The organism is Bacillus sp. SSR7, from assembly GCF_055902415.1.
The window spans coordinates 284,346-296,268 of record NZ_JBVVXV010000006.1 but is presented as its reverse complement, the minus strand read 5'-3'; the positions used below and the strand labels follow the sequence as shown (position 1 = coordinate 296,268).

The 11,923-nt window shown below is 34.6% G+C and carries 9 protein-coding genes, 1 riboswitch and 1 other annotated feature; of the genes, 6 read left to right on the top strand and 3 right to left on the bottom strand.

What is annotated here, in order from left to right; translation table 11 throughout:
* The first annotated feature begins 101 nt into the window (after window positions 1–101).
* The 3 genes from AC0NJG_RS14470 to AC0NJG_RS14460 all read left to right on the top strand — a co-directional run bounded on the left by AC0NJG_RS14470 (window position 102) and on the right by AC0NJG_RS14460 (window position 5,647).
* On the top strand, window positions 102–1,400 hold the full coding sequence (locus AC0NJG_RS14470) for an ATP-binding protein (protein ID WP_087953004.1): 1,299 nt from the start codon (window positions 102–104) through the stop codon (window positions 1,398–1,400).
* A 2-nt stretch (window positions 1,401–1,402) separates the two neighbouring features.
* Window positions 1,403–2,335, top strand: a complete 933-nt coding sequence (locus tag AC0NJG_RS14465; RefSeq protein ID WP_000291931.1) for a response regulator — start codon at window positions 1,403–1,405, stop codon at window positions 2,333–2,335.
* A 117-nt stretch (window positions 2,336–2,452) separates the two neighbouring features.
* Complete coding sequence (locus AC0NJG_RS14460) at window positions 2,453–5,647, top strand: SNF2 helicase associated domain-containing protein (protein WP_308900570.1); 3,195 nt, start codon at window positions 2,453–2,455, stop codon at window positions 5,645–5,647.
* 100 nt (window positions 5,648–5,747) lie between these two features.
* Here AC0NJG_RS14460 and AC0NJG_RS14455 read toward each other — a convergent pair whose 3' ends face one another.
* Entirely contained in the window at window positions 5,748–5,882 is a 135-nt protein-coding gene (locus tag AC0NJG_RS14455) for a DUF3934 domain-containing protein (protein WP_000047591.1), read from the bottom strand.
* 406 nt (window positions 5,883–6,288) lie between these two features.
* Window positions 6,289–6,547 (top strand) — a binding site (T-box leader).
* A 70-nt stretch (window positions 6,548–6,617) separates the two neighbouring features.
* Here AC0NJG_RS14455 and asnA point away from each other — a divergent pair.
* Window positions 6,618–7,601 carry an aspartate--ammonia ligase gene (asnA, locus tag AC0NJG_RS14450; protein WP_087953002.1) on the top strand — a complete coding sequence of 328 codons (984 nt, stop codon included), beginning with the start codon at window positions 6,618–6,620 and terminating at the stop codon, window positions 7,599–7,601.
* Window positions 7,602–7,737: 136 nt separating this feature from the next.
* Window positions 7,738–8,166, top strand: a complete 429-nt coding sequence (locus AC0NJG_RS14445; protein ID WP_308900573.1) for a helix-turn-helix domain-containing protein — start codon at window positions 7,738–7,740, stop codon at window positions 8,164–8,166.
* A 231-nt stretch (window positions 8,167–8,397) separates the two neighbouring features.
* Here the strand turns inward: AC0NJG_RS14445 and AC0NJG_RS14440 are convergent, their stop codons facing one another.
* Window positions 8,398–8,853 carry a VOC family protein gene (locus AC0NJG_RS14440; RefSeq protein ID WP_087953001.1) on the bottom strand — a complete coding sequence of 152 codons (456 nt, stop codon included), beginning with the start codon at window positions 8,851–8,853 and terminating at the stop codon, window positions 8,398–8,400.
* 352 nt (window positions 8,854–9,205) lie between these two features.
* Window positions 9,206–10,435 (bottom strand): aspartate kinase, encoded by a 1,230-nt coding sequence (locus AC0NJG_RS14435; RefSeq protein ID WP_474063173.1) that lies wholly within the window; start codon window positions 10,433–10,435, stop codon window positions 9,206–9,208.
* Between the two features lie 199 nt (window positions 10,436–10,634).
* Window positions 10,635–10,821, bottom strand: a riboswitch (Lysine riboswitch).
* A gap of 192 nt (window positions 10,822–11,013) precedes the next feature.
* On the opposite strand from AC0NJG_RS14435, the gene AC0NJG_RS14430 reads away from it, so the two are divergent.
* On the top strand, window positions 11,014–11,922 hold the full coding sequence (locus AC0NJG_RS14430; protein ID WP_087994331.1) for a DoxX-like family protein: 909 nt from the start codon (window positions 11,014–11,016) through the stop codon (window positions 11,920–11,922).
* The last annotated feature ends 1 nt before the right edge of the window (window position 11,923 follow it).

Sequence of the window (11,923 nt, the reverse complement as noted above, 5' to 3'; positions counted from 1 at the left end):
CGCCAAATAAAAGCGGTAGAAAAGGTTAGAATATAGAAATAAAGCCCGTTTATAAATATAAGCGGGCTTTCACTTTTATTACTGAAAAAAGAATATAGGAAGTGGCACCTTTGAATTGGAATCAATTATGGAAGAAAGACATATCCCTTTTAATTATATTAATGGTTGTTGTTCCGATTGCTGGAGAGCTTAATTTTCATCCGTTTAATGATACGTTTCGCGTTAGCTTTGGGACGCCGTTATTCTTCTTTTTATTACTATTTTTAAGAAGAATACCAGCAGGAGTTGCAGGTATTGTTGTTGGTATATGTGTAGTCCTATTCCGCGTATGTCTTGACTGGATCATGCAAGGTTCATTTCATATGACAGAATCATTTTATTTGCGTTATCCTGTGTTCTTCTATTATTTTATTTATGGCAGTCTTTTTTCACTTTGCAGGGTAAATAAGTTCCATCAGAAACCAATTATTATTGGATGTCTTGGAATTTCAATTGAAATTGTTGCAAGTATGTCGGAACTTGCGTTTTATCACATGTTAGTACTAGGTACAACAATAACAATTTCTGAAGTAAATAAACTCATCATTATTGCTATTTTTCGTAGTTTCTTTGCACTTGGCTTTTTAAATATGATGAATTTATATGAAACGAAATTAAAAGAATCACAAGTGCGAAAAGAAAATGAAAAAATGTTAATGCACTTATCCAATTTATATGTAGAATCTGTTCATTTGAAAAAAACGTTACAAAATGCAGAATTAATTACACAAGAAGCGTATCAATTATATCGAAATTTACAAGTAAGCAATCATTCGAATGGTAAAACAGCATTGAAAATAGCAGGAGAAGTGCATGAAATAAAAAAAGATAATCAAAGGATTTTTGCAGGATTATCTAAACTGTTATTAGATAAAAATGTGGCTGAGTACGTAGAAGGTCATGAGCTTACAGAAATGATTGTAAGAATAAATGAAAAGTATGCTGAAATGCTAGAGAAAGATATACGTTTTTCTAAACATATAGAAGGAGAGCATGCTGCATATCACGTGTATACAGTGCTATCAATTTTTAATAACTTAGTTGCGAATGCAGTTGAAGCAATTGAAGATAGGGGTGTCATTCGCATTAAGTTATATAAACGAGAGCAAAATGTAATCTTTGAAGTAATTGACGATGGCCCTGGTATTGTACAAAAGTATAAGAAATTAGTATTTAAGCCTGGGTTTACTTCGAAGTATGATCAAACAGGAACACCGTCCACAGGTATTGGACTTTCTTACATTGACGAAATGGTAACAGAGCTCGGCGGAGAAGTAAGGTTAGAAGACAATGAAAATGGGAAAGGGTGTAAGTTTATCGTTTGTTTACCGGAGTGCAGTTTAAAGCGGGAAGGGGAATAGGTTTGTATTATTATATTGTAGATGATGATGAAGTTTTCCGCTCGATGCTTTCGCAAATTATTGAGGATGGCGATCTTGGGGAAGTAATTGGAGAATCGGAAGATGGAGCGTTTATTGAAGCGGAACAGCTAAATTATAAAAAAGTGGATATTTTATTTATTGATTTATTAATGCCGATGAGAGACGGCATTGAAACAGTTCGCCATATAGCATCTTCATTTACTGGGAAAATTATTATGATTTCCCAAGTTGAATCGAAACAGCTCATTGGTGAGGCATATACACTTGGTGTGGAATATTATATTACAAAACCACTAAACAAAATAGAAGTAGTATCTGTTGTACGAAAAGTGATAGAACGTATTCGTTTGGAACGTTCTATATATGACATTCAAAAATCATTAAATAATGTGTTTCAGTGGGAAAAGCCGCAAATGCGTAGTGAAACAGTGCAAGAAGGGAAAAAGATATCAGATTCAGGACGCTTCTTACTATCAGAACTCGGTATTGCGGGAGAGAACGGAAGTAAAGATTTACTTAGTATGCTGGAATATTTAAATGGACAAGAAAAGGCGCAAACATTTGAATTTGGATTTCCTGCGTTGAAAGATATTTTTCACCAAATTACACTGAAAAAATTAGGGGAACTAGCTTCAGAGGCAGATATAGAAAAGGAGAGAAAAGCATCTGAACAACGTGTAAGAAGAGCGATTTATCAATCATTGAACCATTTAGCTTCTCTTGGACTAACAGACTTTTCAAATCCGAAATTTGAAAGTTATGCTCCGAAGTTTTTTGATTTCACTGTAGTTAGAAAACGGATGACAGAAATGACAAAGGATGGGGTAGCGACTTCTGGCCATATACGAATTAATACGAAAAAATTTATTCAAGTGTTGTATTTTGAGGCGAAACGACTGATGGAGATAGAGTGAAAAGGTGCTTATAAATAAGCATCTTTTTTTGTTAAATCAACATTTTATATTTTCTCGTTAAGCATGTAAAATGTTAAGTAAGAGAAAATGGTTTTACATTAAGGAAGTGTCAAAACAATGAGTTTTACATTAAATAAATCGATTATTAAAGAAGTATGTGGAGAAACCTCATATAAAAGAGGCGAAGCTTATTATAAATCAAATAAAGTAATCGTGAATTACTATGATGAAACGAAAGAAATTTGTGAGGCGACGGTAAAAGGGAACGAGGATTTCCATGTTACAGTAGAAAAAGCTAAGAAAGGTGATGTTGTTGCGAGATGTAGTTGTCCTTCGTTAGCATCTTTCCAAACGTACTGTCAACATGTTGCAGCTGTATTGATACAAATAAATTATAACCAGCAAACGGGTGGAATGGGCTCTGTTAGTAGCAGAAATGATCAATTAACAAACGGGATGTTTCAGTTGTTTGCAGATAAACCACTGAGGCCAAAAAGTAAACAACATCGGTTTGATACACGTGAAATATTAGATGTTGCGTTTATATGTTCACCAGTAGCGACGAAAAGCGGTGGGGCTCTTCTTGGAATTCAGTTAAAACTTGCGAAAACATATTTTATAAATCATATGAGAGAATTTCTTTCTAAAGTGGAGAAGAGAGAGACTTTTCATTGTTCCAATGAATTTACATATACGCCAGATGTACACAGTTTTAAACAAGAAACAGACGCGATTATACAACAACTCATTAAAATATATCATAATGAAAAAATGTATGAAGATGCACTAGAAGTACATGCGAAACAAGATGAAAGTATGATATTTATACCGCCAGCTTCGTGGAATGATATGCTCTCTGCACTTTCTAGAGCCGAGTATGTACAGCTGAAACAAAAGGAGCAACTGTTTCAGGGATTACACATTTCAAAAGGGTTATTGCCATTACATTTTGAGTTTACGAAAGGGAATAATGGCGGGTTTACCCTTCATATAGACGGTCTAAATCGTGTTCGAGTTATGGAGATGTATAACAACGCTCTTTACGATGGGAAATTATATCATTTACCTATGGAAGATTGTATGCGACTTATTGAATTACAAAAGATGATGAGTCGCTCAAATAGCAATCAGTTTTATATTCCTGAAAATAAGATGGAACATTTCGTAGCGAAAGTTGTGCCTGGATTAATGAAACTGGGAACAGTGCGCATTGATGAAGTAATATCCGATCGTGTTGAAACGCCGTCGTTAAAAGCAAAGCTGTATTTAGATCGAGTAAAAAATCGTTTGCTAGCAGGGCTTGAATTCCATTATGGAAACGTCGTGATTAATCCGCTAGAAGAAGACGGGCAACCTTCCGTTTTTAATCGTGATGAGAAAAAGGAAAAAGAGATTTTAGACATTATGAGTGAAAGTGCTTTTGCAAAAACAGAAGGTGGCTACTTTATGCATAATGAAGAAGCTGAGTATAACTTTTTATATCACATTGTTCCAACGTTAAAAGGTTTAGTTGATATTTACGCGACAACAGCAATCAAATTACGTATTCATAAAGGGGATACAGCGCCACTTATTAGAGTGAGAAGAAAAGAAAGAATTGATTGGTTATCATTTCGTTTTGATATAAAAGGAATACCGGAAGCAGAAATTAAAGGGGTATTAGTTGCTCTTGAGGAGAAACGTAAATATTACCGATTAGCGAATGGTTCTTTATTATCACTAGAGAGTAAAGAGTTTAATGAAATTAATCAGTTTGTAAAAGAATCAGGTATTCGAAAAGAATTTTTACATGGGGAAGAAGTGAATGTTCCGCTTATTCGGAGTGTAAAATGGATGAACGGACTTCATGAAGGTAATGTTTTAAGTTTAGATGAGTCTGTTCAAGATTTAGTTGAAAGCATTCAAAACCCGAAAAAATTAAAGTTTACAGTGCCACAAACTTTACATGCTGTAATGAGAGAGTATCAAGTATACGGATTTGAGTGGATGAAGACACTCGCCTATTACCGTTTTGGCGGTATTTTAGCAGACGATATGGGACTTGGAAAAACGCTGCAAAGTATTGCTTATATAGATTCTGTTTTGCCTGAAATTCGAGAGAAGAAGCTGCCTATATTAGTCGTTTCACCGTCCTCGCTTGTTTATAATTGGTTTAGTGAATTGAAAAAATTCGCTCCACATATTAGAGCAGTTATTGCAGATGGAAATCAGACAGAACGGCGAAAAATCTTAAAAGACGTAGCGGAATTTGATGTCGTCATTACGTCATATCCGTTACTGAGAAAAGATGTAAGGTCGTATGCGAGGCCATTTCATACACTATTTCTTGATGAAGCACAGGCGTTTAAAAATCCTACAACGCAAACTGCAAGAGCAGTGAAAACAATTCAAGCTGAATATCGTTTCGGACTAACGGGAACGCCTGTAGAAAATTCATTAGAAGAGCTATGGTCTATCTTTCATGTTGTATTTCCAGAATTATTACCAGGAAGAAAAGAATTCGGTGATTTAAGGCGTGAAGATATTGCGAAGCGCGTAAAACCGTTCGTATTAAGACGACTAAAAGAAGATGTATTACAAGAGCTTCCAGATAAAATAGAGCACTTACAGTCATCGGAGTTATTACCAGATCAAAAGAGATTATATGCTGCTTACTTAGCGAAATTAAGAGAAGAAACATTAAAGCATTTAGACAAAGATACGTTACGTAAAAATAAAATTAGAATTTTAGCTGGCTTAACGAGATTAAGACAAATATGTAATCATCCGGCTTTATTCGTTGATGATTACAAAGGGAGTTCAGCTAAGTTTGAGCAACTGTTAGACATACTAGAGGAATGTAGAAGTACTGGTAAGAGAATTTTAATCTTCTCTCAATTTACGAAGATGCTGTCCATTATTGGTCGTGAATTAAATCGTCAAGCAATTCCATACTTTTATTTAGACGGAAATACACCTTCGCAAGAACGTGTAGAACTATGTAATCGATTTAACGAAGGAGAAGGGGACCTATTCCTCATTTCTTTAAAAGCTGGTGGTACGGGTCTTAACTTAACGGGTGCCGATACGGTTATTTTATATGATTTATGGTGGAATCCAGCTGTTGAACAACAAGCAGCAGATCGGGCATATCGAATGGGGCAAAAAAATACAGTACAAGTTATTAAATTAGTAGCACACGGAACCATTGAGGAAAAAATGCATGAACTACAAGAGAGTAAGAAAAATTTAATCGCTGAAGTGATTGAACCAGGAGAAGAGAAATTATCATCAATCACGGAGGAAGAAATTCGAGATATTTTAATGATCTAATAAAGAAAGCTATGCCTTCAAATGTATGAGGGCATAGCTTTTTTGTTGTAATAATTATATTTTGTTTTGTACAAAGTAAAGAAATTAAATGTTATTTCAATTATTTCTTTGTACCTTTACTTTTGTATGGCTTTGCAGCTTTCTTTTTCTTTGCGCTTGATTGCCAACGGTTCCATCCTTTACTTCCAGTACCTTGTCCTACACCTTTTTTCGGTTTTGCTTTCGTTTTACTCATATAATCACTCCGTTATATAAAAATCTTATTTGATAATAGTCAATGATTTAGAAAATACTCTTTATAAATGACTATGTTTGTTTTAAGTAAAAACAAACTGCTTGAATGCTATAGTATATCATGAATTTGCAAGTAAACTGAAAGGAATTACAAAGAAAATGAAAATAATACGAAATACTGCGGATTCTATATTTCGGACGATTACATTAATTGTTGTATATATGTTAGTTTCTGTTAGTGAAACGTTTTTTGGAATCCCCAGACAAAAGAAGTAAAAAAGGTATATTAGAAACAATCAATAAAGCCGTAAAATAAAGAATTGAAAAATATTTTAAAACTTTTTGTTGACTTTATTTATTTTTTGTATAGAATAATCATTAATAAAATGTTTCAGAGATGTGACAACAAAACGACTATGAAAGGACGAGTAGTAGTAGGACGTAGTCTAAGCGAGTCAGGGGTGGTGTGAGCCTGATACGAAGCCTATTATGAAGAACCTCCTGGAGTTGCTAACCGAAATCCTTGATAGGAAAGTAGACTTAGCCGGGAACTTCGCCGTTACAAGAAGAACAGTATCGAGATATTTCATCTCCGTATTGTATAAGTGAGCAACCTCTGTTGCTAATTTGGGTGGTACCGCGGAACCAAAGCCTTTCGTCCCAGTTTTTTGGGAAAGAAGGGCTTTTTTTGTTGGCTTCTTTTCACAACATCCAAACATTTTAGGAGGAAACCACCATGTATCAATCATTAATGACAGTAAGAGAGACTCAAATCGCAATTAAGGAAGTTAAAACATTTTTCGAGGATCAATTAGCAAAACGCCTTGAATTATTCCGTGTATCTGCACCATTATTCGTAACGAAAAAATCAGGATTAAACGATCATCTAAACGGTGTAGAACGTCCAATTGAATTTGATATGTTACATTCAGGAGAAGAATTAGAAATTGTTCACTCACTAGCGAAGTGGAAACGATTTGCACTGCATGAATATGGATATGAAGCTGGTGAAGGTTTATATACAAACATGAACGCGATTCGTCGTGATGAAGAACTTGATGCAACACATTCCATTTACGTTGACCAATGGGATTGGGAAAAAATCGTTCAAAAAGAATGGCGTACTGTAGATTACTTACAAAAAACAGTACAAACAATTTATGGAATATTCAAAGATTTAGAAGATCACTTATTTGAAAAATATCCGTTCCTTGGAAAGTATTTACCAGAAGAAATTGTTTTCATCACTTCCCAAGAACTAGAAGATAAATATCCAGAATTAACACAGAAAGATCGTGAACATGCAATTGCGAAAGAGCACGGTGCAGTCTTCATTATTGGAATTGGTGATGCACTTCGTTCAGGTGAAAAGCATGATGGACGCGCAGCTGATTATGATGATTGGAAATTAAACGGTGACATCTTATTCTGGCACCCAGTACTACAATCTTCATTTGAATTATCATCAATGGGAATTCGTGTTGATAGTAAATCACTTGATGAGCAGTTAACGAAAACAGGTGAAGACTTCAAACGTGAGTACGATTTCCATAAAGGTATTTTAGAAGACGTACTCCCATTAACAATTGGCGGTGGTATCGGACAATCAAGAATGTGCATGTACTTCTTACGAAAAGCACATATCGGTGAAGTTCAATCTTCTGTATGGCCTGATGATTTACGTGAAGCTTGCAAGAAAGAAAACATTCATCTGTTTTAATAGAAGAGAGAGAATAACTCAAAGAGTTATTCTCTCTTTTTTATTGTGTAAACGAGTGGTTTACAGCAGATTTTACCAATAGTTTCTTTCTTTTTCATCTCCCATTATGTCATAATTTGTTAAAGGAGGGGACGTTATGAGCTTAGGAGAGCAGTTAAAAAAACTACGAGAGTCAAAGGGATTTTCACAAGAGGATGTTGCTAAAAAGATTGGCGTGACGAGGCAGGCGGTATATGAATGGGAAAATGATAAAAGTTATCCGGATATTGATAATTTAATTTTACTAAGTGAAATGTACAATGTTACGCTCGATGAGTTAATAAAAAGGAATCAAAACATTGAAGAAAAAATACATATTGATGAAGAAGATGAGGATTTTGAGAAAGAGAACGAATTTGGTTTTTATATTGGATTTGGTTTGTTAATTATGAGTGCTTTCGTTGAATATGAAAAAATACAGGTGATTGTATTAGGCGTTGCATTATTCATGATGGTATTTTACTCAGATGTGAAGAAAGTTATTTTGAATGAATATAGATCGTTTTTTCATAGAAAAGAGCGATAAAATATAAAATGAGAAGAGTCAGTGATATTTCCTAGGAAAAGGTAAAGCGAATAATTAAATTATTTCATAATGATTTTTGGATGTTAGTGATATGTTAAAGAACTGTTTGGATAGAGTCTTGAAATCTATGTGTAAAATGAAAATATATTTTTAAAAACTCAAACAAGCATAACCACGTTCTGGAGTGAGGACGTGGTTAAAAATATAGTAGTTTCATTTATAATACATTAATTACTTGTTACCGAGTTCTTCCGCTAAACCGATTAAAATCCCTTCGGTTCCACGAATGTAGCAGAGACGGTAAGAGTTCTCGTATTGAACTACTTCACCAACGAGTTGAGCACCATGCTTAGTAGTAAGCCTAGATACCATTTCATCAATGTCTTCAACGGTGAACATGACGCGCAAATAACCGAGGGCATTGACAGGAGCTGTCCGGTGATCTCCTATAGCGGGCGGGGTAAGAAATCGCGAAAGTTCAATTCGGCTATGACCATCTGGAGTCACCATCATAGCAATCTCTACGCACTGCGAACCGAGTCCGGTTACGCGACCAGCCCATTCACCCTCTACAGTGGCGCGCCCTTCGAGTTTTAACCCAATCTCCTCGAAGAAAGAGATTGCATTATCAAGGGATTCTACAACGATGCTAACATTGTCCATTCTGAGTAATTTATTTTTTGACATTGTCTTTATCTCCTTATATGTAAAAGTGTATTATCTAATCATCTTCCTAATTATACTATTAAAAATTACAAATTCCTTTCAAACAAAAACACCTTGTCACAGTTTAGGAAAATATGACAAGGTGTTTTTAAGTATGTCATATAGTATCTTGTTAACAAACAATACCGAGACTTCCTTGCAAAAATATTTCTATCCTGTACTACATTAAATGATCCGATTGTTGTATAGAATTAATTGTATTTTTTTAATGACACATAAATTTTTTGTCACTCTATATAATGCAAACAGCTTTCTATTTTTAATAGGAAGGAAATAGATTCATATAATTTGTTTTAAGTAGTACCGCTGGAAATTAACTCATTTGTACTAAAGGCTCGATTTTCGCCATAAATGATTGATGCAGCGCCTCAACACCTGTCACTAAATGAAGGCGGTCAATAACGACAGACACTTTAATTTCTGATGTACTTACCATTTTAATATGAATATTTTCTTCTTTTAAAGTAGTGAACATATTCGCAGCAACACCTGGATTAGAGACCATACCAGATCCTACAATTGATACTTTTGCTAAATGATTTTCATATTCTACTGATTCATAGTGAAGTGCCTCTTGATTTTGTTCCAATACTTCTAATGTTTCTCTTAAATCATTAGAATGGATGGAGAAGGAGAGATGAACAGTTCCTTCATTTGTAATACTTTGAATGATGATATCTACATTAATATGTGCCGCTGCTAATGTAGAGAAAACAGTTGAAAGTGAACCTTGTTCTAATCCTTTCACTGTGATGCGTGTAATATTATCTTCAAATGCAATACCTTTAACGATTGATTGTTGTTCCATGTTACATTCTCCTTTTACAATTGTTCCGTTTTCTTGTTCCATACTTGAGCGAACTTCTAAAATGACATTATGATTTTTAGCAAACTCAACAGCACGCGGGTGTAATACACCAGCACCGAGGTTTGCAAGTTCTAACATTTCGTCATAAGAAATTTTATCTAATTTATAAGCATCTTTTACAACTCGTGGATCCGTCGTGTATACGCCAGTCACATCTGTGTAAATATCACATTTTTTTGCGTTTAGTGCAGCAGCTAATGCGACAGCAGTTGTATCAGAACCGCCTCGTCCAAGCGTTGTAATTTCAAAATCTTCACTGACTCCTTGGAAACCAGCTACAATAACAATCGTGCCTTTAGTAAGATAAGACTGAATTCGATCTGTATTAATTTCAGTAATCCGTGCACTACTATGTACAGATTCTGTCGTAATACCAGCTTGCCATCCTGTTAATGAAATCGCGTTATACCCTTTTGCTTGTAGTGCCATCGTTAATAATGAAATAGTTACTTGCTCTCCTGTCGATAGAAGCATATCCATTTCGCGTTTACTTGGATTTTCTGTAATTGCGTTAGCAAGTACTACAAGTTCATCTGTACTTTTTCCCATTGCTGAAACGACAGAGACGATACTATGTCCTCGTTCATATTCTTCAATAATTAAATTTGCTACATGTTGAATACGCTCAACACTTCCGACAGAAGTGCCACCAAATTTTTGTACAATCGTTTCCATTGCGAATTCCTTCTTTCATCCATTTTTAAGAATAGATTAGGACATATATAAATCCCAATATTCCTGTAGTTACCAGAGAAAAACAAAAAACACCATCTCAAATAAGTGAGGATGGTGCTGTTACAGGAAAAGGGAAACAGAAAACGGAGCTAATAAAAAAACCGCCAAAAAAGGAATACCATAAAAATGATATCTCTTTTTTGTAGATAGCTCTTCATACGTACACGTCTGTACATATGACAGTTCTGTTTCTATTCGAAAACAGCCCCAATCGATACATACAGAGAAATATATCGATTTCGGCAATACTTCCTTTCATCTAATTTCATAGACATCTCTGTGTCTCCATTAGAATACTCATAAGTATCGCAACCTCTATCTCACGTTTTAGGCGAGAGTGTTTGATTTATGAAGTTGTTGGTAACATTTGTTTTATAATAATTTAAATTTTTTGGGGAATCAAGTGTTTTGTATAAATTTTAAAAATTCTTTCTTTTATGAAAGGAAGTTTGTGAAAAATGTAGCAAAATAAATTTATTGCATGTACATTAAACTTATAGCGCATAGGAGGTGGAAGAATGAAGGGGAAAAAGCCTATTTATGTTTCGGCAGAAATGAATACAACAATGGAAAAATTATGGGAATACACGCAAGAACCACATATACATACAGAATGGGATGCTCGCTTTACTGAAATTTCGTATTTAGAGAAAAAAGAAGGAGAACCGCAGAAGTTTTTATATAAAACAAAAATCGGATTTGGACTTGAAATAGCTGGTGAAGGGGAATCGATAGGTGAAATAAGAAAAGAAACAGGTGAACGGATTTCTTCTTTAAAATTTTGGACAGACAATCAATTATCACTTATTCAAATAGGGCGTGGTTATTGGAAGTATACACCGTGTAAAGAACACATTCATTTTGAGACACAATATGATTATGATACGAGGTTTGGTCGTATAGGGAATGTAATAGATTTCTATATGTTTCGGCCATTATTAGGCTGGGCGACAGCTTGGAGTTTTGATGCTTTAAAATTATGGTTAGAAAAGGGACTTCATCCTAGATTGCTCATTAGAAGAACAATGACATATTGGTTCGTATGTTTTTTATTTGCTTTCGTATGGATGTATCAAGGAATAGTACCGAAACTAGTGTTTACTCATTCAGAAGAAGTAAAAATGTTATATGTGATGATTGGTTCAACTGAACATAGTATTTTTGTACTTAAAATAATTGGATTACTAGAAATTACTTTTGGTGTCCTATGGCTGTTGCCATTTCCAAAACGAAAAGTATTTGTCGTACATATTTTTATGTTAATAGCCTTAACGATAGCGGCAGGATTTACGAATGTCGCAAGCTTTACAGAGCCGTTTAATCCAATTACGTTAAATCTACTTCTAATTGGATTATCGATTGTCGGTTATATAAATAGTACGAATTTGCCAAGTGTAAAAAATTGCAAGAGGAAGAGAAAGGGATAAT

Bases quoted from the DNA above. Each gene is read 5' to 3' on its own strand.
- AC0NJG_RS14445 (WP_308900573.1), top strand. From the start codon at position 7,738: ATGAGCTTAGGAGAGCAGTTAAAAAAACTACGAGAGTCAAAGGGATTT.
- asnA (WP_087953002.1), top strand. From the start codon at position 6,618: ATGTATCAATCATTAATGACAGTAAGAGAGACTCAAATCGCAATTAAG.
- AC0NJG_RS14430 (WP_087994331.1), top strand. From the start codon at position 11,014: ATGAAGGGGAAAAAGCCTATTTATGTTTCGGCAGAAATGAATACAACA.
- AC0NJG_RS14460 (WP_308900570.1), top strand. From the start codon at position 2,453: ATGAGTTTTACATTAAATAAATCGATTATTAAAGAAGTATGTGGAGAA.
- AC0NJG_RS14455 (WP_000047591.1), bottom strand. From the start codon at position 5,882: ATGAGTAAAACGAAAGCAAAACCGAAAAAAGGTGTAGGACAAGGTACT.
- AC0NJG_RS14440 (WP_087953001.1), bottom strand. From the start codon at position 8,853: ATGTCAAAAAATAAATTACTCAGAATGGACAATGTTAGCATCGTTGTA.
- AC0NJG_RS14435 (WP_474063173.1), bottom strand. From the start codon at position 10,435: ATGGAAACGATTGTACAAAAATTTGGTGGCACTTCTGTCGGAAGTGTT.